This window comes from Chryseobacterium indologenes, from assembly GCF_018362995.1.
Classification (GTDB): Bacteria; Bacteroidota; Bacteroidia; order Flavobacteriales; family Weeksellaceae; genus Chryseobacterium; species Chryseobacterium indologenes_G.
Genome location: NZ_CP074372.1, coordinates 616,176 through 637,962, shown reverse-complemented (window position 1 = coordinate 637,962; position 21,787 = coordinate 616,176). Strand labels below are relative to the sequence as shown.

Genomic DNA, 21,787 nt, shown 5'->3' with positions numbered 1-21,787 from the left:
TAAAGTTCTTAAAATAAACTTAAAAAGGAAAATACCTGCACAGCATGGCATGTAATTTGTTAACTTTCAACTGTTATTTTTAACGATTTTTAACAAATTAAATTCCATTATCTTTATGAGAAAAATTTTTGCGGGAAAGTCAACAAATAAGACTTTTCTCGGGATGTTTGCATTGATGAGTGCAACTTCGGCTTTACTGTATAGCTGTAATTTTAAAAATGAAGTGAATAATGACCCCGTCGTCAATTCACAGGAACATCCTTCCGCAGAAATAGTCCCTAAAATGGATGATGAAAGCGTAGATCCTGATAAGAGAGTGATCTACCTTACCTTTGATGATGGTCCCAATCAGGGAACGGAAAATCTTTTAAAAATCCTGGATAAAAGAAATGTTTGCGCAACCGCATTTCTGGTAGGAAAACATGCCTATGGAAGCAAAAAACAAAAAGATGATTTATTGCTTCTGAAGCAAAATCCTCTTGTAGAACTGGCCAACCATAGTTTTAGCCATGCCCATAACAAATACACAGATTTTTATAAAAATGCTGAATCTGTAGTACACGATTTTGATATCGCCAAAGACAGCTTAAAGCTTTCTGACAAAATAGCAAGAACTCCGGGGAGGAACATCTGGAGACTTAACAATATTAATGTAACTGATATCAAAAGCTCTACTGCAGCCGCTGATGGTCTTAAAAAAGCAGGTTACAAAGTAATCGGCTGGGATCTTGAATGGAGACCTTCCCAGAAAATGACTTTAAAAGGAAGCCATGAAGCCATGATCAAGAAAGTGGACAGTATATTCTTTAATGATCTTGAGAAAACGTCAAGACATCTGGTTTTCCTTACTCATGATCAATATCTAAGAGATACAGATTCTATCAATGAGCTGGATCTGTTTATTGAAAAACTGCAGAAAAGCAACAAGTTTGTTTTCAGAAAGATTTCTCAATATCCTAAGATCAATGAAGTTTTGAATTAATTTTTCTATAAAAAGGACTATGTAAAATATATTCTTCACTGGCAACTGTCAGGGAATTTTCGGAAATTTGCATCTATGAGTATTAAAGAAAATTATAAATCCATAAAAGACCAGCTGCCATCCAATGTTCAGCTGGTTGCTGTTTCGAAAACCCATCCCGCTTCTGCAGTACAGGAAGTATATGACTTGGGACAGAGAGTTTTTGGAGAAAACAAGGTTCAGGAACTGATGGGGAAATCCCCTCTCCTTCCTCAGGATATCCAATGGCACCTTATTGGCCACTTACAGACCAATAAAGTAAAATACATTGCTCCTTTTATAGATACGATACAGAGTGTGGATTCTGAAAAATTATTATCAGAAATCAACAAAGAATCAGGAAAGAACAACAGGATCATTAAAGTTCTGCTGCAGGTAAAAATTGCGGCTGAAGAAAGTAAATTCGGGCTGGAAATTGCTGAAGCGAAAGATCTGTTTCAGCAGTATGTTGAAGGTCAATTCTCTAATGTTGAAATTACCGGTTTAATGGGAATGGCAACATTCACGGATGATGAGCAGCAGGTCAGAAATGAATTTTTAATCCTGAAGGGGCTTTTCGATGAATTGAATCAATCAAAAACGTTAAATACATTATCAATGGGAATGAGTGACGATTTCCCGGTAGCTATTGAGTGTGGTGCTAACTCTGTGAGAGTTGGATCGGCAATTTTCGGAAGAAGAGACTATTCAAAATAGATATTTAGGTACAGTTTTTGCTAATAATTGAAACAAAAAATTTAAATTTGCAACTATGCAAAAAATCCTTATAGTAGAAGACGAAAAAGCAATCTCGGGAGTACTTCACAGTATTCTTTCGGATGAACTAACCGATTATGAATTTGTTATCGCTGAAGACGGCCTTGAAGGTTACAAGCAGGTAGAAAAAGAAGATTTCGCACTGGTGATTTCTGACATTAAAATGCCTAAACTTTCAGGAACTGAACTTTTAAAGCAAAGTCTCGCCTTAAAACCAGAAACTACTTTTATCATGATCTCAGGCCACGCAGACATTGATTCTGCTGTTTCCTGCTTGAAAGAGGGTGCATACGATTTTATTTCCAAGCCAATTGATATCAACAGATTGATCACAAGTGTGAAAAATGCTTTGGTGAAGGAAACCCTGAAGAAAGAAAACAAAAATCTTCAGACTGAAAACAAGACCTTAAAGAGAAAAGTAAATAAAAAATACCAGATGATCGGTAATTCTCCTGCTCTTCAAAAGATTCAGGATATGATCGAAAAGGTAGCCGCTTCTGATGCCAGAGTTCTGATTACAGGACCTAATGGTGCCGGAAAAGAATTGGTAGCCCATGCCATTCACAACCAAAGTGAACGTGCAAGAGGTCCTATGATAGAGGTAAACTGTGCTGCAATTCCGTCTGAACTTATTGAATCTGAACTTTTCGGACATGTAAAAGGATCTTTTACAGGAGCTATTAAAGATAAACAGGGAAAATTTGAACAGGCTAACGGCGGTACCATCTTCCTTGATGAGATTGGTGATATGAGTCTTATTGCTCAGGCTAAGGTATTGAGAGCTCTTCAGGAAAGCAAAGTTTCTCCTGTAGGAAGTGATAAAGAAATAAAAGTTGACGTAAGAGTAATTGCGGCAACCAACAAGAATATGCAGAAAGAAATTGAGGAAGGAAAATTCAGAGAAGACCTTTACCACAGACTTTCTGTTATTGAAATCTACGTTCCACCATTGGACGATAGAAAAGAGGATATCAAATTGCTTGTTGAACATTTCTCAGGTATGATTGCTGATGAGCATGGTACTGCTGTGAAAAAGTTTGATGATAAAGCTGTTGATGCTTTAAAATCTCTTTCATGGACTGGAAATATCAGAGAGCTAAGGAATGTTGTGGAAAGATTGATTATTCTTGGTGGAAACACTGTTTCCGAAGGTGACGTTGCAAGTTTTGTAAGGAAATAATAAAGCTATTATTTACGATATTATAAAAATTGCAGTGTTTACCACTGCAATTTTTTTTTGCCCTATTTGAATTATAAACTATATGAATCTTAAAATATTATGAAATTTTTAAACAAAAACTATACGAAAGAATGCCTGACTTTGGCTCTGCCTGTGATGCTTACCCAGGTGGGGCAGGTTTCGGTAAACTTATTCGATAATATTATTGTCGGAAAACTTTTGGGTGCTGATGCATTAGCATCCGTTTCATTGGGGAACGCTGTGTTTTTCTCCATATTTGTATTAGCGCTGGGCTTTTCATTTGCTATCCCGCCATTGGTTTCTGAAGCCCATTCAAGAGAGGACCATGCGACGATAAATTCTGTTTTCAGCCATGGGTTTATCATCAACATGTCCGTTGGGGTAATTCTGATGGTAATTTTACTTTTGGGGATGCCTCTTCTCTATCACTCCGGACAGCCGGCCAAGATTATTCCTGATACGGTAGGCTTCTTAAGTATAATGGTGGTCAGTATGATCCCATTTATGGCATTTCAGACCCTTCGTGAAGTTTCTGAAGGTTTGTCTTATACCATTGGAGTGACCAAAGCAACCATTATTGCGAATATCATCAATATCGCTTTAAATTATGTTTTTATCAAAGGACTTTGGGGAATTCCTGCAATGGGTGTACAGGGATCTGCTCTGGCAACCTTGATTTCCAGAATCTTTATGGTGGTTTTCCTTTATTTTGTTTTGGTGAAAGAAGAAAGAACAAGACGTTATATCAAAGATTTTTCCTTAAAAATTCAGGATTTTTCAAAACAGATGTTTGATAAAATGGTGAGACTTGGATTGCCTACCGCTTTACAGATGTTTTTTGAAGTAACTGCTTTTGCCGGGGCTGCATTCATCTGCGGGCTGATCTCTGCTCATGATATTGCTTCCCACCAGATTGCTTTAAGTATGGCTTCATTTACTTTCAATCTATGTGTTGGGTTCAGTGTTGCCTCCACAGTCATGATCGGCAGAAAGCTGGGTGAACAGAACTTTGTGGAACTCAGAAAAGTAGGAATCAACAACCTGAAGATCGCTTTTATTTTCATGTGCATCTGTGGATTGGTGTTTATTTTAGGCAGAAATATACTTCCAACTTTCTTCACTAAAAAAGAAGAAGTTGAAGTGATTACACTGGCTGCGAAATTAATGATCATTGCTGCTTTATTCCAGCTTTCTGACGGAATACAGGTGACAGCTTTAGGAATGCTGAGAGGGTTGCAGGATGTGAAAATTCCTTCTATTTATACTTTCATCGCCTATTGGGTGATTACCATCCCATTGGGATATTTCTTCTGTGTGACCCTGGAAATGGGTGCATTCGGAATGTGGATTGCACTGGGATTAGGATTAACGGTATCTGCTGTTTTCCTGGTGAAACGATTCCTGAATATGTCTGCGAAAAAAATTAAGCAGAATTCATAAAAATAAGTAAGGCTGTTTCAATATTTGAGACAGCCTTTTTTATATTTCTTAAACACAAATAGCACAAATTAGATTCACAAATAGACACAATTTCTACTCGTAGCTTAATCTATTCTCTTTCCTAAGATCTTAAGACTTCTTTCAACACCATCCAAAACTGCTACGTTAGGCAGACTTCCCCAGTCTTCAAACCCGAAATATCTGAATAACTTCAAACTTGGCTCATTATGAAGGAAAATAAGAGCTACAAGGTTTTTCACCCCAAATTTACCTGCATTATCAATACAATACTGAAGAATCGTTTTACCATATCCTTTTCCTCTACAGGTTTCGTCCAGATAAATGCTTACTTCCACCGTTCCGTTGTATGCCGCTCTTTCATGGAATGAACTGAAGCTTACCCATCCGACCATCTCGTTTCGTTCATCTTCAACCACCCAAAGAGGTCTTGTCTGAGGATTGTGTTCTTCAAACCACTTTAGCTTGCTTTCTACGGAGACTTCTTCCATATCTGCAGTAACCATTCTTGAAGCAATTGTTGAATTATATATAGCTACGATTTCATTTAAATCTGCTAATTCAGCATTTCTGAACTTTAATTTTTCCATGAATATTGGATTCAACTTATTTCAATACAAAAATACTAAATTTCTAAAAGCACCCCTTGAAAACCATACTTAATTATTAAATTTTAATATATAAAACAACAAACACCCCTAAAAACACAAATAAATCATTAACTAAAAATCCAACTATTTATTTTTTGAATACGCAAAGACGCAATAGAATTGAAAAATTTAATGTTATAAGACGCAAAGAATTAAATTGTCCGATAAAATTATTTCAGATCCTTTAAGATCCTATTGAGGCTTCTCACTGTGATTCCCAGGTAAGCGGCCATATCTTCTTTTGAAATCTGAATTCCTTCTTTAGCCTGCATTTTCAGTAATTGTGTTAAAGTATGTTCTGTTGTATAAAGCTGTTGGTAAGAAGCTCTGCTGGAAGTATTGATAATCCGTTCGGCAAAGGCATCAAGCAATAAGTTATTTAAAATAATATCATTTTTAAGCAAAAACCTGAAATATGGAACAGCAATCTCATAAACGGAAACCTCAGTTAATGTTTCTATACTGCATAAGCAAGGTGTATTTTTGATCATCTCTATTTCTCCAACAATTTCACCGCTTCCCGAAAACTCTACAATATATTCTTTTCCATTTTCTTCAGTAAAATAACATTTGGTAACTCCTTCTTTAATAATCATAGGTTTTAAAAGAAACCGTCCCTGTACAAGAATTTTTTCTCCTTTGGGATAAGATTTCAACAGGATATCTTTCTCACTCTCCTGTTGACTGTAAAGCTCTTCGAAATAACTTAAAAATGCCTGATTTGTTCGTAACATATGGATCCGGGACAAATGTCCTTTGCTTATTGAGTTTTTATACTGAATTTTGAGAACAGAAAATTACAAAACAAAAATGAATAATCATATTACTACGATTGCCTTTGATGCAGATGACACACTTTGGATCAATGAACCTTATTTTCAGGAGGCAGAAAAGGAATTCTGTACACTGCTTGAGGATTATCTTCCGCAACATTCCGTATCACAGGAATTATTTAAAACAGAAATGCAGAATCTCCATCTGTACGGTTATGGAGTAAAGGGATTTATGCTTTGCATGATTGAAACCATTGGCAGGGTTTCCAATAACACCGCTTCGCTGGAACTGGTAAACAAAGCCATTCACCTGGGGCAGAACCTTCTTCAGAAGCCAATTGAATTATTGGATGGAGTTACAGAAACTCTTGAAAGCTTAAAGGGAAAATACAGACTGGTTGTTGCTACAAAAGGGGATCTTCTGGATCAGGAACGTAAACTGAAAAAATCAGGATTACAAGAATATTTCCATCACATAGAGATCATGAGTGATAAAAAGGAAAATGATTACAAAAAGCTTCTTAAACATCTGGACTGCCCGCCTGAAAATTTCATAATGCTTGGTAATTCCATAAAATCAGATGTTTTACCGGTATTGGAAATCGGGGGTTCTGCGGCCCACATTCCTTATCATGTCACCTGGACGCATGAGCAGCATGACGTTAACCTTGAACATCCGAATTTTATGGACCTTAAGAGTATTGATGAGATTCTGAAGTATCTTTAATATTTAAATCATTAAGATTTATTAAGTTGATAAGATTATTTGAGATAGGCTTCGCTTTAACTGTATCTATAAAATTTTAATTAATATTTTTAAACAAAAAAAGAGACTGTTTGTGATAAACAGTCTCTTTTTGTAATTTATTTCTTCAAACACTTTTCAAGGAACTGATCCTGTTCCCATAAAAGGTGTAAGATGTTTTCTTTAGCCTGGTATCCGTGGGCCTCTTTTGGAAGAAGAACCATTTTTACCGGAGCACCAAGATTTTTCAAAGCCTGGAAGTATCTTTCTGTCTGTAGAGTGAAAGTTCCCGGGTTGTTATCTGCATCCCCGTGAATCAGAAGAAGCGGTGTTTTCATCTTATCTGCATTCATAAATGGAGACATTTTGTTGTAAATCTCCGGAATATCCCAGTAATTTCTCTGCTCACTCTGGAACCCGAATGGCGTCAAAGTTCTATTATAAGCTCCACTTCTCGCAATACCACATGCAAAAAGATCAGAATGCGTAAGAAGGTTTGCTGTCATAAAAGCACCGTAAGAATGTCCTCCTACAGCCACTTTCTTTCTGTCAATATATCCCAGGTGATCTACGGCATCAATAGCTGCTGCTGCATTTGCTACCAACTGAGGAATGAAAGTATCATTAGGTTCTGTTTTTCCTTCACCAATAATCGGGAAGGCTGCGTCATCCAGAACTGCATATCCTTTGGTTGTCCAGTATACAAAAGATCCGTAATAAGGGAATGTAAAGTCGTTCGGGTTTTGGGTGTTCTGGCCTGCTGTATTTTTATCTTTATATTCAGTAGGATAAGCCCAGATTAGCAACGGAAGTTTCTCTTTTTTCGCTTTTCTGTCGTAATTAGCAGGAAGATAAAGAGTTCCGGTTAAAGTAACACCATCATTTCTCTTATAAGTAATCACTTCTTTATAAACGTCTTTGATACTTTCAAAAGGATTGGCAAAGTTAGTTACGGCTTCTGCTTTATTAGATTTAATATTCTTTTTGAAATAATTAGGATAAAGGCTTGGTGACTGTTGAGTCGTAAGAATTTCACCCTTTGAAGCATTAAGGATATCAATGATCTCTTCTTTACCGTTTTTTATATTAGAGGTATAAAGTCTTTTCTTTTTCAGTGATTTTACATCCATTTCATCAATAAAAGGATGCTGCCCGTCTTTGGTAAATCCATCTCCGATCAGGTAGGCTTTCCCTCCCTTCATATCGATTACATATCTCCCATATTGATTTTTCGTTGTATTAAAGTTTCCTGGATCACTGTAAACATCCTGATAATTTCTGTCATCGAAAACTTTAGATTCTCCGTTATTAATATCTATCAGGTAAGATTTTGTATTTCTTGTATCATACCAGCCTTCAGAAACAATAGCATAATGATCATTAGTCCAGACTACGTCATCATATCTCTGCTTCGTTTTGAAGAAAGATTTTGGGGCTGCTGTAAATGGGGCTTCCCAGGTAAATATCTCGTCTCTGTAATCCGCTGTTTTAGACTGATCTCCTCCATCCAGAGCTTCAGCATAGGTAAGCGTAGCAGGCGCATCACTTCTCCATCCCATATCTCTTTTTCCGGTTCTTACGGAGGAGAATCCTTTCGGCATTATTTCATTCAAAGGTACTTCGTTTACTGTTTTTACAGCATTTCCTTTCATATCATATATCACCGTTGTAGATGGAAACCTGCTGAGCGGAACGATATAAGAAAACGGTTTTTTAATCGTTGTAGCCATCAGGTAATTTCCGTCCGGAGAAAAACTTAAGCCGGCATACATATCCTGATCTTTCAGTTTCTTAAGATTTCCATTAAAATCTACATTGTAGATTTCAGAAGCCGTAAGCGTTTCAAAGTTTTTTTCGTCCTGAGGATTTTTCAAAAGATCCTGATAAGTTCTGTTTTGAGAGACTTTACCATCTGCTGTTGAAACAATCGGGCCTGTCGGAAGATCTTTGGCTGCATCTATAAGGGCGGGTCTGTTTTGTGGAAGTGTTCTGATCAGGAAGCTTTGAGAGTCATTATACCAAACATAAGGCATACCCAAGTTGGCATTCAGATTATCAGCTGTAATTTTTTTTGCAGAAGCAGTTTCCCTATCTACGATCCACAACTCTACTCCTTTATTTGTTGTATTGGTAAAAGCCAGTTTCTTTTCGTCCGGAGAAAATGAAACGTATGCAATTTTTGGATTGGAAGGCAGGTTTTTTACCTGAATCTCATTTTTATCATTGATCTTTCTGATCTTCAGATTATTTGAGTAGGTCATACTGCTCGAAATATTAGTAACCGGATTGATCCTAAGTCCGCCAAGCTTCATTTCACTCTGGCTGAGATCTTCCAGTGTTTTATATGTTGGACGATAGGTAAAAACTACCCAGTCTTTTTTGCTGTTCATCAGAACACTTGGAGGTCTTTGATAATCTGCAAGTTTTAAAATTTCAGCAGAAGGCTTCTGATAAGTAATATTTTCCTGTGCATCATAAAAATTGAGAAATGCCAATAGGCAAATAGTCAGTTTTATCTTCATATAAATTCATTTTCTACGAATGTAGTGAATTTTAACAAATTTCTAACACGAAAAAATAAGACTCTTTTTAGTGTCATATTTATTTTTTCATTACTTTTATTTTACAAATTAAAATAATATGAAAAATTTAAGAAAATTATCAAAGAGCAATCTGAAAACAATTAAAGGAGGAAATGCACCATTATGTGATTCGGGATATATGGCTTGCAGAGTAGGTAAAACTCCAAGCGGTGCTCCTATCTGGGAATGCCTGCCAAATTGCAGACCTTAAAAACAAGAAAGGCACTTCATCTCCTGAAGTGCCTTTCTTATTTTATGTTCTTATTAAAATTACCAGTCTGAAGCTCTTTTTCTTCTTTCAATCATATGATCTACCGAAACTTTTCCTGCTCCGATTACCATGAGTAAAAGATAAACGGAAAGATAGACAAGTGCCATTTCTCTTTTTTCAAAAGGATCTGCTCCATGTACTGCAAAAGCAGCGATGATCATGGTAAAGATCAGAAAACCTAAAGAAACTCTTGTAAAAAGCCCTAATATGAGTAGTATTGAACAAACAAATTCAGCAAAAACCGTAAGAATCAGAGAGATCTGAGGGCCAAGTCCCATAAAATCGAAGAACTCGATTTTACCGCCCGACAACAGCATCTGAAGTTTTGGAAAGCCATGAGACAGCATTGCAAAACCAATGAATACTCTCACAGCTAATAAAATAACATCTTTAGGTATTGAGCTCCAATTTGAATTATTATAGTTCATTTACTAAAAAATTTATACTAAGGTAATAAAAATCTTTTAATACAACGGGATTCCGGCTATTTTAGTTTATCTGTAACCGAAGTTTTTAAGATCTCTGTCATTCTTTCTCCAGTCTTTTTTCACTTTTACAAATAAGTTTAAATGAATTTTCTTGGTGAAAAACTTTTCCAGGTCTAATCTTGCTTCAGTTCCTACTTTCTTGATAGCTTCACCTTTATGGCCGATAATAATTCCTTTCTGAGTATCTCTTTCTACATAAATAATTGAGTCTATAAAGATAATTCCTTCTTTTTCTTTGAACTGCTCAGTCACTACTTCTACCGAGTATGGAATTTCCTTATCATAGTTCAAAAGGATTTTCTCACGTATCGCTTCATTTACAAAGAATCTTTCGGGTTTATCCGTATACTGATCTTTATCGTAGTAAGGAGGATTTTCAGGAAGTAAAGATTTTATCTTAGGTAAAATAACTTCTGTATTGAAGGCATTTAAAGCAGAAATAGGCAGAATTTCAGCTTTTGGAATTCTGTTGTGCCAGTCTTCTACTAATTTTTCAAGTCCGGCCTGATCGGTCTGGTCTACTTTATTTAATAAAAGAAGTACAGGTACAGGGATTTTATTCAGTTTATCAATTAAAAATTCTGATGGTTCCGCTTTATCGGTAACGTCTACAATAAACAGGAAAACATCGGCATCCTGCAAAGAGTCTTTTACAAAATCCATCATTTTTTCCTGCAATCCGTATTTTGGATCCAATACTCCCGGAGTATCGGAAAATACAATCTGAAGGTCATCTTCATTATAAATACCAAAAATTCTGTGGCGGGTTGTCTGAGCTTTCTGCGTCACAATCGCCAACTTCTCTCCCATTAATTGGTTAAGCAAGGTCGATTTTCCCGCATTGGGCTTTCCAACTATATTTACAAATCCAGCTTTGTGCATAAAAATAATATTACGAACTGCAAAGTTACTAAAACAAAATTGGTCTTTACGGTTAATCTTAATTTTTAAAAGAAAAAAGAGAGTTATATTCCCAAATAGGGTATGATGAAAAGAAAAATTTACAGTGACTCGATTAATGGCTAACCACCCCGTCAAAAATTCTTTGAATTTTCGCCACCCCTCCAGAAGAGGGGAATTTTTATACTTTCCGTTATAATATTTAATGATATGTATTCTGAGTCAAAGTAATTTTGATTGTCTTCATTACAATATTTCTTATAAAAGTTACCGATAATTTTGTATTGCATTACCTAAAACTGATATTTTTGAATATTAGAATTCATCTTTTATGAATATAGACCAGATTCTTGACAAGGTTTACCTTCTTCCTGAAGCATCAAAAAACAGTTTAAAAGAGCATATCACCGAAGTTTCACATTCTAAAGGGTTTTGTCTGATGGAAGCTGATAAAGTGATTCCTTATCTTTATTTTATCCGTAAAGGGATTGCGCGTGCCTATTCTTCAACTGCTGATAATGATATTACCTTCTGGTTCGGTAGTGAAGGGCAATGCATCCTTTCTATGAAAAGCTATGTGGAGGACAAACCCGGTTATGAAAGCATCGAATTGCTGGAAGACTGTGATCTGTACAGAATGGAAACGGAAAATCTCAAAAAACTGTTCAATGAAGATATTCATATCGCCAACTGGGGCCGAAAACTGGCAGAAGCCGAGATGATAAAATCCGAGGAGCTGATTATTTCCAGACAGTTCAAAACATCTTTGGAACGTTATAAAGATATTATGGCGTATCAGCCTGAACTGCTGAAAAGGGTTCAGCTGGGGTATATTGCGTCGTATCTTGGGATTACGCAAGTAAGTTTGAGCAGGATACGGGCCGAAATCAAGTAGATTAAAAAATTGAAGGATAAAATGATCCTTAATTTATGTTTTGGCTAAAGCCAACGGAATGATTTTTATATTGAAAGCGGACTGAAGTCCGTTCCTATTGATATGACAACTTTTTCACTTCCATCTTCATTCTCCCCGCTCTCATCTTCCTTTCTTTAATTTCATTTTTTAACAATTGTAAAATTTTTTCTCCCATCAAATTCTGAACTTTGCCGTAGAAAAATTTAAAAAAATGAATTGGTTAATATTAGTTATTGCGGGATTATTTGAAGTTGCCTTCGCATCATGTCTGGGAAAGGCAAAAGAAACGTCAGGAACTGAGATGTACCTGTGGTATGCCGGTTTCCTGATTACCATGACCATCAGTATGGTTTTATTGATTAAAGCAACTCAAACCTTACCGATTGGTACTGCTTATGCGGTATGGACGGGAATTGGAGCGGTAGGAACTGCTTTAATGGGAATTATTTTCTTTAAGGATCCTGTAAGCTTCTGGAGAGTTTTCTTTATTGTAACGCTTATTGGTTCTGTAGTAGGCCTGAAAGCGGTGTCTTCATCACACTAAGAGGCATAAACTTTTATCTATATTTAAAAATGAAACCGTCTTCGTAATGAAGGCGGTTTTTTGTTCTGAATTTTGATCTTTATTATCCTGATCAACTGACCGGTAGGAATGAATTCTTTTTATATCTTTACCGGAAACTTTTAACTTATGAAGAAATTACTATTCCTTTTAGCAGGTAGTTTACTGACTGCCCAGCAAACTTCAGAACTTCTTGTCCACAACTGGTATATTTCCAAGATGGTAACAAGCAGCGGCCAGACAACCAACACTCCTGCAATAGACAATGGAGTTCCTGCTACTACTTTTAATTCTGCGGGAGGGACAAGCTATGTCATTAACTCCAGATATTATAACACCTCTATGATGAGTTTCGGGGTTATACCGGGGGGGAATAATCTCATCAAAACAGCAAGCTCTTGTACTCTTTTGTTTTATAATGGAACAAATGCAGGTCCTGTTCGTGCCTACGATCAGAAAAACTGTGATGCATATGTTTTAGGTGCTTACGGATCTATATACAGTTATGAGATCACAACCAACGGGAATGTTAAAACACTTATGATCATGGATCCTTCAGGAAACAAGATATATTATAACAACAGTGCACAGTTAAGTACTAAAGAAACCGAAACAGCGACAAAAACTTTTAAAGCATATCCAAACCCTGTAAAAGAGGTTTTACATCTTGAAAATATTGAGAGAAAACTTCCGCTTAAGATCTATGATCTATCAGGGAAGCTGGTATTTGAAACCACAACAAATGACACTAAAATATCAATTGATACAAATAGTTTGCAAAAAGGACAGTATATTTTAGTTTTGGAAAATTATAAATCATATCCTTTTACAAAAGAGTAATAGAGCAATAAAAAAACCGTCTTCAATAACTGAAAACGGTTTTTTTTATTTTTTATAAACTACAGGCAAGATTTCATTGTGTCTTAACCCATATTTTTTAATTTCTTCTTCTGAGAATTTCTGTGAATAGAAGTTAGGTTCTGTTTCAAAGCCAGCTTTTCTTAAACGGTCAAAATAATCCATTCCGTACCAGCGGACGTGATCGTATTGGCCGAAGTGTTTCTGGCGTTCTTTCGGATTTTTAATGGTAAAATCTTCATAGGTTTTCTCCAATGAATTTTTCATCGGAACCTGAAGAATTCCCCATCCACCTGGCTTCATTACCCTGTACAACTCACTTATTGCTTTGGCATCGTCTTCGATATGTTCCAGAACGTGGTTACAGAAAATAATATCAAAACTTTCGTCTTCAAAAGGTAAATCCAGAATGTCAGCCTTCACATCTACAATCGGAGAATATAAGTCTGCCGAAATATAGTTCAGATTACTCATTCTCTTGAATTTCCTTAAAAATTCCTGTTCAGGAGCAATATGCAGAACTTTATAATTCTTAATAAAAAAATCAGTTTCATTCTGAAGATACAGCCACATCTGACGGTGTCTCTCCAGACTTAAAGTTCCGGGAGAAAGAGCATTTTCCCGTTGTTTGCCATATCCATACGGAAGAAATTTTCGGTAAGATCTTCCATCAATAGGATCAAAAAACTGATCTCCTTTGAAAAACTGATAAATAAGCGGTCTTGCCCAGATACTCATTTTAATAAGCATAGGACGTGGAATTTTATTCAGTAAAAGTTTCGTTACCTTTTTCATTAAAAATCCAGTTGGAACTGCTTTTCTTCGTCACTTACAATCCCCAGAGCTTCATAAACATAATCAAATGTAGAAAGCAATACCGGCTTACCATTGATCACCGCTACGTCATGTTCAAAGTGTGCAGATGGCATATTATCAAGAGTCGTTACAGTCCAGCCGTCATTATGGAACTTTACTTTCTCAGTTCCCATATTAACCATAGGCTCGATAGCAATCGCCAAACCGTCTTTGATTACTTTTCCGCTTCCCTGTCTTCCGTAGTTAGGAACCTGTGGATCTTCGTGCATTTTTCTTCCTAAACCGTGTCCTACAAGTTCTCTTACTACTCCATATCCTTCTTTTTCACAATGTGTCTGGATTGCATGGGAGATATCTCCTATTCTTTTTCCTCTGACAACCTGCTCAATTCCTTTGTAAAGAGATTCTTTGGTAACCTGCAGCAATTTTTTAACCTCAGGCTTCACTTCTCCGATTTCAAAAGTGTAGGCATGATCTCCTACGAAACCGTTAAGAATAACGCCACAGTCTACGGAAAGAACATCTCCTTCTTTTACTACATCCTTGTTTGGAAAACCATGAACTACCTGTTCATTTGGAGAGATACAAAGAGAATTCGGGAATCCTCCGTAACCTAAAAATGCAGGCTCAGCACCATGATCTTTAATAAAATCATGAGCCAGTTTATCTAAATATAAGGTCGTAATGCCTGGTTTAATTTCTTTTGCCAACATTCCCAATGTTTTAGAAACCAGTCGGGCACTCTCCTTCATCAGACGTAATTCGTCTATCGTTTTTAATTGAATCATTGTTGTATAGATGTTAGATATCAGATGTTAGAAGCTAGATTACAGCATGATGTGTATTTCTATATTATAACAATCTATAGACTTTCGCTGATCAGAAAACAGAAGCTTTGATTTGACATTAAAAACTAATTTCTAATATCCGGCTTCTCATTTCTATCCTACCAGAAAAGTCCTTTTTTCTTTTCTTTTTTAAGTTTTGAATAGGCAAGAACTTCTTTTCCTTCTACACGGAATTCTATTCTTTCCTGAATAATATTGTAGATCTCACCCCATCCCGGGAAACCTCCTAAATTTCTGTCGTCAATAAACCAATCTGCATCTAATTTTCTGGATTGTGTTTCATGATCGAAAACTTCCCCTTCAAAACTTGAGTTCACGGCATAAAATTCTATTCCGTTTTTTTTACAGAATTCTACGGCTTCATCTAATGTTTTTCCGTGTCTGTAAGTCCAAAGAATAAGTCTGTATCCTTCAGCCTGAAGTCTTTTCAAAGTTTCGAATGCAAAAGTTTTCGGTTTTCCAATTGCCGGGTAAGCATCATCAACAATAGTCCCGTCAAAGTCAACAGCAATCTTTTTATTATTTAACATTTTGTTCTTTTTTTAGCTTTGCAAAGATAAGAAATAAAAAGAGTGCCCAAAAGAAAGGCACTCAATAGTTTTATATTTTAAATAATAATGTAAATTTCATTAGCTTTTTACCCATCTAAACTGGAACTGAAGATCTGGAGTAGAAACTCTGTCTGTAATCTTTTGAAGCCTTGCAGGAAGCTTCATCAGGTATTCCTGAGCTTTTTCTGCTTTTTCTGTAAGTCCTTTCACATGCTCAATTTTCCATTCATCTAAAAGGTCTTTCATAATATTGATATAATCCTGACCTGTATATACCATGCATCTTTGTGCAGCATCTGAGAAATGTCCCCAAAGTTCTCCTGCTTTTTGTCCGGACTGTCTCATCAGGTGAGCAGGCATTACGATTTTTTTACGCATCATATCTTCGAATGCAAGAATCATTTCTGAAGGGTCTACTTCAAGGATTTTCGCTACGAAATGCTTGTATGCTTTAGCGTGTCTTGCTTCGTCTGCAGCAATTACACCACACATTTTTGCCAATTTTCCGTTTCCGGATTGTTTAGCCAATGTACCTACTCTTCTGTGAGAGATATTGGTAGCTGTCTCCTGGAAACTTGTATAGATAAAGTTTCTGTATGGGTCCATGCTTGTTCCCAAATCAAAACCATCATTGATCAGGTATTGAGTGGTAATTTCAACTTCTCTCATGTTTACTCTTCCGCACAGATAAAGATATTTGTTTAATAAATCTCCGTGTCTGTTTTCTTCAGCAGTCCATGCTCTTACCCAGTTGGCCCAGCCTAATTTTTCTTCCTGATTGATGCCGTCAACTCCCATTAACCAAGACTCATAGGAAGGAAGAGCTTCTTCTGTGATACAGTCCCCAATCAATGTTACGAAAAGATCGTAAGGCATTTCGCGGGCAAAAGTCTGGATTTCCTCTAAGTCGTGTTTAAATTCTTCGCTTGAAGGATCTGGTAAATAATCGGAAGGCTGCCATATTTTTTCAATTGGCGTTAAAAATTTATCAAGAAAAGAACCTACTTCCTTTTCCAATAATCCCATTACTTCTTTCCTTACAAGCTTTTGATACATTTTACTATTCAGTTTTAATTTACAAAGATATGATTTATTTATTATTTAGCGCATAATAAAGTATGCAACTCATACCTTATCTGACATAAATCATAAAAGAATGCCGTCATACAAAGTATAACGGCATTCTTTTGACAATATTATTGAATTTTAATCAACTAAAACATCTCCCGTCATTACAGCCGGTATTTCAACGCCCATTACTTTAAGGATTGTAGGCGCTACATCCCCTAATTTTCCTGGTTTCAGATTCCAGGTCTGATCTTTATCCATTACGATGAAAGGCACAAGATTGGTTGAGTGCTGTGTATTAGGAGTTCCATCCGGATTCATCATTACATCTGAGTTTCCGTGATCGGCAAGAATAAAAACAGCATATCCGTTTTCATAAGCAGCAGTTGCTACTTTTTCGATACACTGGTCTACTACTTCGGCAGCTTTTACAGCCGCTTCAAAAACGCCTGTATGTCCTACCATATCTGTATTGGCGAAATTCAGACAAACAAAGTCCGCAGTTCCCTGTTCCAGTTCCGGTACGATTGCATTGGTAATATCATAGGCTGACATTTCCGGCTTTAAATCATAAGTAGGAACATCTTTCGGGCTTGGGCAAAGCAGTCTTCTCTCTCCTTCAAATTCTTCTTCTCTTCCTCCTGAAAAGAAGAAAGTAACGTGAGGATACTTCTCTGTTTCTGCAATTCTGATCTGGGATCTTCCATTTTTTTCAAGAATTTCACCCATGGTTTCCGTCAAAACGTTTTCATCAAAAACCACCTGTACATTCTGGAATGTTTTATCATAATTCGTCAACGTGATATAATAAAGGTTGAGCTTTTTCATTCCAAATTCCGGGAAATCCTTCTGGGAAAGAACTTCTGTAATTTCTCTTCCTCTGTCTGTACGGAAGTTGAAGCAGATCACCACATCATCCTCAATGATTCTTGCTACCGGTACTACATTTCCTGTAGCAGTAGTATTCATTAAAATGATGGGTTTCAGGAATTCATCGGTTACATTATTATCGTAATACCTCTTAATTGCTGCCAAGGCATCCGTTGTCTGCTCTCCTATTCCTTCAACAAGGGCACCGTAAGCCAGCTTTACACGCTCCCATCTCTTGTCTCTGTCCATCGCATAGTATCTTCCTACGACTGTTGCCAGCTTTCCGGTAGTTGATTCCATATGCTTCTGAAGTTCATCAATAAATCCTAATCCTGAATGTGGATCACAGTCTCTGCCATCAGTAAATGCGTGAACAAATACGTTCTCATTTAAACCGAATTCTTTTGCAGCCGTCAGTAATCCTTTTAAGTGATTGATATGTGAGTGTACTCCTCCGTTGGAAACCAACCCGATAAAGTGTACTTTTTTATTTTCTTTTTTTGCGTATTCAAAAGCATCCTGAATTACTTTTTCCTGGCCCAGTGTTCCGTTTTCAACGGCCATGTTCAGTTTCACCAAATTCTGGTAAACCACTCTTCCGGCTCCCAGGTTCATGTGTCCAACTTCAGAATTCCCCATCTGTCCGGCTGGTAAACCTACCGCCAATCCACTTGCTTCAAGTGTAGTATGCGGGAATTTTTTATAACAGCTGTCTATGAATGGTGTATTTGCTTTATCTATTGCAGAAACGTCTGGGTTTGTTCCCAATCCCCATCCGTCAAGAATTGCCAGTATTGCTTTTTTTGACATTTTGTAAAACTTTTGTTAGACAAATTTACCTAATTTCCTATGAATAGAAGAATTTGAAGTCTTGAATTTTATTGATAGCTGATCATCAGGGTGATATAACAGATAATCAAACTCCGTCAAGGTTTAAAACCTTAACGGGTTGAAAAATTGAAATTTCATTGATTATTTCAGTTCATTAATCCGTAAATCTTTTTAATTTTGCGGTATGGATTTACGAGATCAATTGAAGAATCTTTTTCCTGATCATGAAGAACAGGATTTTGAGATGCCTGAAGAGCAATTCAAGCAGAAAGAGCCTTTGGTATGCAAATTTGAGAAAAAAGGGAGAAACGGTAAGCCTGTCACTATTGTTGAAGGCTGGGAAGGCAGTGAGGAAGACCTGAAAAAAATCTCAAAGAAAATAAAAACCACCTTAGGTATAGGCGGTTCTGAGAAGGATGGAACGATTATCATTCAAGGGGATAACCGTGATAAAATAATGAATATCCTTAAAGAAATGGGATATAAAACCAAACGTGTTGGCGGATAGATCTAGAAGTAGATCTGCGTATCCGGCAGTAAGGTTTTTAAATTTTCAATGGTAGATTTTTCTATAGGATTTCCTGTAAGAATCAATGTTTTCAGATTTTTCAGCTGCTTGACTTCTACAGGAATATCTTTCAGATTATTGTTGGCCAGATTGATGCTGACTACGCTTTTCAACCCTTTTACTTTGGGTGAAATTTCCGAGATATTATTTCCACTTACATTCAGAAATTCAAGATGCTGAGCTTTGAAAAGGTTTTCCGGAAGCTTGCTGATGGCATTCTGCTGCAGTTCAAGATATTTTAAGTTTTTAGGAAAAGATAAATTACCAAGATCATTAATCTGATTATCAGAAAGATTCAGAAATTTAAGATTTTTGATCTGATCCAGTCTGTCTGCAATAAAGCTGATCTGGTTTCCCTGAAGGTTAATTTCTTCCAACGCTGCAATTTCCATAAGTGCTTCGGGGAAGGTATTCAGGTTGTTGGCATCAAAATGTACTACTTTTAAGTTCTGGAGCTTTGCAATATTGGGATTAATGCTTGTCAGACTATTCAGGTTCATTGAAAAAGTCGTCAGTTTCTTTAGCTTGCTTACCTCATCCGGAATGTATTTAATGCTGTTTTCATTCACATTTAAAATCTCCAGTTCTTTCAATTCAAAGAGTTCCTTATCCATTTTTTCAAGCTTATTCGCCATGATATTCAGAAAGAACAATGAATCCAGCTTCACGATCTGAGGGGGAAGATTAAACAATCCCTTCTGCCTGAAACTCATACTATATACTGCTTTTTTACTGCTTAAAGCATCTTCAATATTAGTAAAAGTAGGATATTTCACAGGATCAATCTGTGCTTTGATCTGAGAAAGTGATAGGATGGAAATAAGTAAGAAAAGCTTTTTCATAAACATAAAAAGGTCTGCCAGCGACAGAAGCCACTGACAGACAAGAATTATAAATAATTTATTTCTTTACAAGTTTAACTGTTTTCTGGAAACCTCCTTCAGCTTCAATATTTAAAACTAAAACACGAGATCCTTCCAACTGTTGCGTGAAATCCAGGTCCAATACTTTGTTTGTACCGTTGAACTTCTTCGTAAATACGATTTTTCCGTCCATGCTGTAAGCGGTCACTGAAATATCTTTCAATCCTTTTACTGAATTGATCTTTACGATTCCTGAAGTCGGGTTTGGTGCTACTGTTACTGTATTTTCTGCAGTTTTACTGTCGATAGTACCTAAAGTTCCTTCAGTTCCAAGGTTATTTTTAAGTGCAATTACGATGGTTGCTGATTTTCCTTTATAATTGATTGTATTTCCTGTAGCATCCACATCAGTAGAAATTGTTGAATCCGGGTGCTGAATAGAGAAGAAACCAAATTTATGATCTGGCGTAAATGTAAGCCCTGTAGGTTCTGCACCAGCCGGCATAGAAGCAAATAATCTTACTTTCGGGTTAGCCTGTGTGTGATCAGGAGCAATTACCCAGATATAGTTTTTACCTCCATCCTGAAGTACCCAAAGGTTTCCAAGTTCATCAAAGGTAAGGTTGTCATTTCCATCAGCCCATACTTCAGACTTCACACCCTGAGCCGTATTGAAAGAATACACTGTAGAACCTCCACCTACGAAAGTTTCCACCTGAGAAGCGGTAGTTCCGTTATCCTGTAAACGGTATACCCTGTCTAAACCTTTTGATGTAAAATAAATTTTCCCATCCAGCGGGCTGATATCAACATCTTCAATACCATTAAATTTTGTTCCTCCTAAAGAAAGAGCTAACGGACCTGTATTGTTCTGGTCTGCTTTGGTTTTATTCGGAACCTGGATCCATGTTGCTGTAGTTCCTACCGGATCTCCCGCAGTTGATAATCCCTGATCTAATTTTAAAACATACAGGTTTCCTGAAGAAAGGTTATTCGGAGTGTCCATTACATATTTATATACCATGTGCGTTCCACCGTCTTCCCCATAATAAGCAGTTGTTCCTGCGTTATTCACCACTACGTTTTCGTGGTTCATGATTCCCATCTGCCAAAGTTTTCCTTTAGATCCGTCAGTATTTTTAGAAATCACCTGAGCTGTTGCAGGATCAATCTCTACCAGCCAACCATAATCTTTGTATCCGTCATTGTTCACGTCATTGGAAGTAACAGACTCTTCAGCGGTTACTACGGTTCCCCAAGGTGTAATTCCTCCTGAACAGTTTCTGATGGTTTGTACCAGACTTGGATCTGAGAAACTTACCGCTCTTGATTTTGTCAGCTGCCAAAGCTTGGAAGTCGCGTTATAATTGATTTCTGCCATGGTAACTCCTCCAGGGTTTGTTTCATGGTTTACAGAAAGATATCCGTTCGTGCTGCTTCCTGTTTTTGGAACATACGCTGTAAAGTCATTCTGACCTCCTACTAATCCTCCTCCTTCAGTGTAATTATCTCCTTCTTTTAAAATAAGCTGGTATTTGTGTTCAGCAGGAATGATTAACTTATCAGTCTGTGCTGTAGGAACAATTGAAGTAAAGCAGCTGATGTGTGTCCCGTTACAAGTTACAGGAATAGTTGTATTGGTTGTGGTTTTCAGGTAAGCATCAATTCTTAAATCTGAACTGGTTGTGCTTCTGTTGTGCAATTCTATAGAAAGTCTGTTGACCCCGTTTACAAATTTTGATTTTGGAATCGTAAAAAGGTTATAAACGCTTTCTGCTGCTCCATCAATAGTCGTAGATGAAAAAGTATTGAATGTTACAGCACCTGCAGGCATATTGTCTCTTACGACTTCCTCTCCGTTCAGGTATACTATAATACCGTCATCTCTCATTATTCCCAGCTCCATATTATCTGAAAGTGTTGAAAGATCTACTGTAAAATCTTTAGCAAAATAAGCTGTAGTAAGCCCTGAGTTGATGGTTGTAGTTACAGGATCTCCATATCCTAACGGACCGTTACCTACCGCCCATGATGAAATATCATAAGTCTGGGCATTCCATCCTGCAGGCTGAGCCTGGTTGTTATCTTTGTAGCTCCAAGATGCATTCTTATTGAATATCAGAGTCTGCGCCTGGATACCTGAACTGGCCAGTATAGCCAAGGCTCCCATTGTTAGTAGTTTTTTCTTCAT

General features: G+C 36.8%; 22 protein-coding genes. 10 read left to right on the top strand and 12 right to left on the bottom strand.

From position 1 onward, the window contains the following. Positions 1-115: 115 nt before the first annotated feature. The 4 genes from DYR29_RS02635 to DYR29_RS02620 all read left to right on the top strand — a co-directional run bounded on the left by DYR29_RS02635 (position 116) and on the right by DYR29_RS02620 (position 4,418). The gene (locus DYR29_RS02635; RefSeq protein WP_213279175.1) at positions 116-982 is read left to right on the top strand and encodes a polysaccharide deacetylase family protein; all 867 of its coding nucleotides are present in this window, start codon (positions 116-118) and stop codon (positions 980-982) included. Between the two features lie 75 nt (positions 983-1,057). Beyond that, positions 1,058-1,717 carry a YggS family pyridoxal phosphate-dependent enzyme gene (locus DYR29_RS02630; RefSeq protein WP_213279174.1) on the top strand — a complete coding sequence of 220 codons (660 nt, stop codon included), beginning with the start codon at positions 1,058-1,060 and terminating at the stop codon, positions 1,715-1,717. 55 nt (positions 1,718-1,772) lie between these two features. Next, positions 1,773-2,957 (top strand): sigma-54-dependent transcriptional regulator, encoded by a 1,185-nt coding sequence (locus tag DYR29_RS02625; protein WP_047422724.1) that lies wholly within the window; start codon positions 1,773-1,775, stop codon positions 2,955-2,957. Positions 2,958-3,056: 99 nt separating this feature from the next. Then, on the top strand, positions 3,057-4,418 hold the full coding sequence (locus tag DYR29_RS02620; protein WP_213279173.1) for an MATE family efflux transporter: 1,362 nt from the start codon (positions 3,057-3,059) through the stop codon (positions 4,416-4,418). A gap of 104 nt (positions 4,419-4,522) precedes the next feature. Here DYR29_RS02620 and DYR29_RS02615 read toward each other — a convergent pair whose 3' ends face one another. Together DYR29_RS02615 and DYR29_RS02610 are read right to left on the bottom strand one after the other, a co-directional pair. Beyond that, on the bottom strand, positions 4,523-5,026 hold the full coding sequence (locus tag DYR29_RS02615; RefSeq protein ID WP_213279172.1) for a GNAT family N-acetyltransferase: 504 nt from the start codon (positions 5,024-5,026) through the stop codon (positions 4,523-4,525). A gap of 230 nt (positions 5,027-5,256) precedes the next feature. Next, positions 5,257-5,820, bottom strand: coding sequence for a Crp/Fnr family transcriptional regulator (locus tag DYR29_RS02610; RefSeq protein WP_213279171.1), 564 nt, complete (start codon positions 5,818-5,820; stop codon positions 5,257-5,259). 76 nt (positions 5,821-5,896) lie between these two features. On the opposite strand from DYR29_RS02610, the gene DYR29_RS02605 reads away from it, so the two are divergent. Further along, the gene (locus DYR29_RS02605; protein ID WP_213279170.1) at positions 5,897-6,586 is read left to right on the top strand and encodes an HAD family hydrolase; all 690 of its coding nucleotides are present in this window, start codon (positions 5,897-5,899) and stop codon (positions 6,584-6,586) included. A gap of 137 nt (positions 6,587-6,723) precedes the next feature. Here DYR29_RS02605 and DYR29_RS02600 read toward each other — a convergent pair whose 3' ends face one another. After that, the gene (locus tag DYR29_RS02600; protein WP_213279169.1) at positions 6,724-9,126 is read right to left on the bottom strand and encodes a S9 family peptidase; all 2,403 of its coding nucleotides are present in this window, start codon (positions 9,124-9,126) and stop codon (positions 6,724-6,726) included. Positions 9,127-9,244: 118 nt separating this feature from the next. On the opposite strand from DYR29_RS02600, the gene DYR29_RS02595 reads away from it, so the two are divergent. Beyond that, complete coding sequence (locus tag DYR29_RS02595) at positions 9,245-9,397, top strand: bacteriocin-like protein (RefSeq protein ID WP_213279168.1); 153 nt, start codon at positions 9,245-9,247, stop codon at positions 9,395-9,397. Between the two features lie 59 nt (positions 9,398-9,456). Here DYR29_RS02595 and DYR29_RS02590 read toward each other — a convergent pair whose 3' ends face one another. Both DYR29_RS02590 and era read right to left on the bottom strand, forming a co-directional pair. After that, complete coding sequence (locus DYR29_RS02590; RefSeq protein ID WP_213279167.1) at positions 9,457-9,885, bottom strand: DoxX family protein; 429 nt, start codon at positions 9,883-9,885, stop codon at positions 9,457-9,459. Between the two features lie 66 nt (positions 9,886-9,951). Next, a complete protein-coding gene (era, locus tag DYR29_RS02585) occupies positions 9,952-10,827 on the bottom strand; it encodes a GTPase Era (RefSeq protein WP_047384549.1) in 876 nt (291 codons plus the stop codon). 349 nt (positions 10,828-11,176) lie between these two features. Here era and DYR29_RS02580 point away from each other — a divergent pair, with 349 nt between their 5' ends. From DYR29_RS02580 to DYR29_RS02570, 3 genes are all read left to right on the top strand, one after another. Then, complete coding sequence (locus tag DYR29_RS02580; protein WP_213279166.1) at positions 11,177-11,740, top strand: Crp/Fnr family transcriptional regulator; 564 nt, start codon at positions 11,177-11,179, stop codon at positions 11,738-11,740. A gap of 232 nt (positions 11,741-11,972) precedes the next feature. Further along, entirely contained in the window at positions 11,973-12,305 is a 333-nt protein-coding gene (locus DYR29_RS02575; protein ID WP_047422714.1) for a DMT family transporter, read from the top strand. A 147-nt stretch (positions 12,306-12,452) separates the two neighbouring features. After that, positions 12,453-13,163, top strand: a complete 711-nt coding sequence (locus DYR29_RS02570) for a T9SS type A sorting domain-containing protein (RefSeq protein ID WP_213279165.1) — start codon at positions 12,453-12,455, stop codon at positions 13,161-13,163. Between the two features lie 45 nt (positions 13,164-13,208). Here DYR29_RS02570 and DYR29_RS02565 read toward each other — a convergent pair whose 3' ends face one another. The 5 genes from DYR29_RS02565 to gpmI all read right to left on the bottom strand — a co-directional run bounded on the left by DYR29_RS02565 (position 13,209) and on the right by gpmI (position 18,144). Then, entirely contained in the window at positions 13,209-13,976 is a 768-nt protein-coding gene (locus DYR29_RS02565; protein ID WP_213279164.1) for a class I SAM-dependent methyltransferase, read from the bottom strand. Continuing rightward, a complete protein-coding gene (gene map / locus DYR29_RS02560; RefSeq protein WP_114821895.1) occupies positions 13,976-14,785 on the bottom strand; it encodes a type I methionyl aminopeptidase in 810 nt (269 codons plus the stop codon). The genes DYR29_RS02565 and map overlap by 1 nt, the downstream gene beginning before the upstream one ends. A gap of 158 nt (positions 14,786-14,943) precedes the next feature. After that, positions 14,944-15,375: a BT0820 family HAD-type phosphatase gene (locus DYR29_RS02555; RefSeq protein ID WP_047422710.1), complete on the bottom strand. Its 432-nt coding sequence runs from the start codon at positions 15,373-15,375 to the stop codon at positions 14,944-14,946. Between the two features lie 99 nt (positions 15,376-15,474). Continuing rightward, a complete protein-coding gene (locus tag DYR29_RS02550) occupies positions 15,475-16,452 on the bottom strand; it encodes an acyl-ACP desaturase (RefSeq protein ID WP_047375291.1) in 978 nt (325 codons plus the stop codon). 150 nt (positions 16,453-16,602) lie between these two features. Next, positions 16,603-18,144 (bottom strand): 2,3-bisphosphoglycerate-independent phosphoglycerate mutase, encoded by a 1,542-nt coding sequence (gene gpmI, locus DYR29_RS02545; RefSeq protein ID WP_213279163.1) that lies wholly within the window; start codon positions 18,142-18,144, stop codon positions 16,603-16,605. Between the two features lie 205 nt (positions 18,145-18,349). Here gpmI and DYR29_RS02540 point away from each other — a divergent pair, with 205 nt between their 5' ends. Then, positions 18,350-18,673, top strand: coding sequence for a translation initiation factor (locus DYR29_RS02540; RefSeq protein ID WP_034696743.1), 324 nt, complete (start codon positions 18,350-18,352; stop codon positions 18,671-18,673). Positions 18,674-18,675: 2 nt separating this feature from the next. Here DYR29_RS02540 and DYR29_RS02535 read toward each other — a convergent pair whose 3' ends face one another. Both DYR29_RS02535 and DYR29_RS02530 read right to left on the bottom strand, forming a co-directional pair. Next, positions 18,676-19,575, bottom strand: coding sequence for a leucine-rich repeat domain-containing protein (locus DYR29_RS02535; RefSeq protein WP_213279162.1), 900 nt, complete (start codon positions 19,573-19,575; stop codon positions 18,676-18,678). A 58-nt stretch (positions 19,576-19,633) separates the two neighbouring features. After that, positions 19,634-21,787, bottom strand: coding sequence for an alkaline phosphatase PhoX (locus tag DYR29_RS02530; protein WP_213279161.1), 2,154 nt, complete (start codon positions 21,785-21,787; stop codon positions 19,634-19,636).

Excerpts from the sequence above, each read along its gene's own strand:
- DYR29_RS02580 (WP_213279166.1), top strand. The coding sequence starts at position 11,177 with ATGAATATAGACCAGATTCTTGACAAGGTTTACCTTCTTCCTGAAGCA.
- DYR29_RS02540 (WP_034696743.1), top strand. The coding sequence starts at position 18,350 with ATGGATTTACGAGATCAATTGAAGAATCTTTTTCCTGATCATGAAGAA.
- DYR29_RS02625 (WP_047422724.1), top strand. The coding sequence starts at position 1,773 with ATGCAAAAAATCCTTATAGTAGAAGACGAAAAAGCAATCTCGGGAGTA.
- DYR29_RS02605 (WP_213279170.1), top strand. The coding sequence starts at position 5,897 with ATGAATAATCATATTACTACGATTGCCTTTGATGCAGATGACACACTT.
- DYR29_RS02595 (WP_213279168.1), top strand. The coding sequence starts at position 9,245 with ATGAAAAATTTAAGAAAATTATCAAAGAGCAATCTGAAAACAATTAAA.
- DYR29_RS02575 (WP_047422714.1), top strand. The coding sequence starts at position 11,973 with ATGAATTGGTTAATATTAGTTATTGCGGGATTATTTGAAGTTGCCTTC.
- DYR29_RS02610 (WP_213279171.1), bottom strand. The coding sequence starts at position 5,820 with ATGTTACGAACAAATCAGGCATTTTTAAGTTATTTCGAAGAGCTTTAC.
- map (WP_114821895.1), bottom strand. The coding sequence starts at position 14,785 with ATGATTCAATTAAAAACGATAGACGAATTACGTCTGATGAAGGAGAGT.
- era (WP_047384549.1), bottom strand. The coding sequence starts at position 10,827 with ATGCACAAAGCTGGATTTGTAAATATAGTTGGAAAGCCCAATGCGGGA.
- DYR29_RS02535 (WP_213279162.1), bottom strand. The coding sequence starts at position 19,575 with ATGAAAAAGCTTTTCTTACTTATTTCCATCCTATCACTTTCTCAGATC.
- DYR29_RS02590 (WP_213279167.1), bottom strand. The coding sequence starts at position 9,885 with ATGAACTATAATAATTCAAATTGGAGCTCAATACCTAAAGATGTTATT.
- DYR29_RS02530 (WP_213279161.1), bottom strand. The coding sequence starts at position 21,787 with ATGAAGAAAAAACTACTAACAATGGGAGCCTTGGCTATACTGGCCAGT.
- gpmI (WP_213279163.1), bottom strand. The coding sequence starts at position 18,144 with ATGTCAAAAAAAGCAATACTGGCAATTCTTGACGGATGGGGATTGGGA.
- DYR29_RS02635 (WP_213279175.1), top strand. The coding sequence starts at position 116 with ATGAGAAAAATTTTTGCGGGAAAGTCAACAAATAAGACTTTTCTCGGG.
- DYR29_RS02555 (WP_047422710.1), bottom strand. The coding sequence starts at position 15,375 with ATGTTAAATAATAAAAAGATTGCTGTTGACTTTGACGGGACTATTGTT.
- DYR29_RS02615 (WP_213279172.1), bottom strand. The coding sequence starts at position 5,026 with ATGGAAAAATTAAAGTTCAGAAATGCTGAATTAGCAGATTTAAATGAA.
- DYR29_RS02600 (WP_213279169.1), bottom strand. The coding sequence starts at position 9,126 with ATGAAGATAAAACTGACTATTTGCCTATTGGCATTTCTCAATTTTTAT.
- DYR29_RS02630 (WP_213279174.1), top strand. The coding sequence starts at position 1,058 with ATGAGTATTAAAGAAAATTATAAATCCATAAAAGACCAGCTGCCATCC.
- DYR29_RS02620 (WP_213279173.1), top strand. The coding sequence starts at position 3,057 with ATGAAATTTTTAAACAAAAACTATACGAAAGAATGCCTGACTTTGGCT.
- DYR29_RS02550 (WP_047375291.1), bottom strand. The coding sequence starts at position 16,452 with ATGTATCAAAAGCTTGTAAGGAAAGAAGTAATGGGATTATTGGAAAAG.
- DYR29_RS02570 (WP_213279165.1), top strand. The coding sequence starts at position 12,453 with ATGAAGAAATTACTATTCCTTTTAGCAGGTAGTTTACTGACTGCCCAG.
- DYR29_RS02565 (WP_213279164.1), bottom strand. The coding sequence starts at position 13,976 with ATGAAAAAGGTAACGAAACTTTTACTGAATAAAATTCCACGTCCTATG.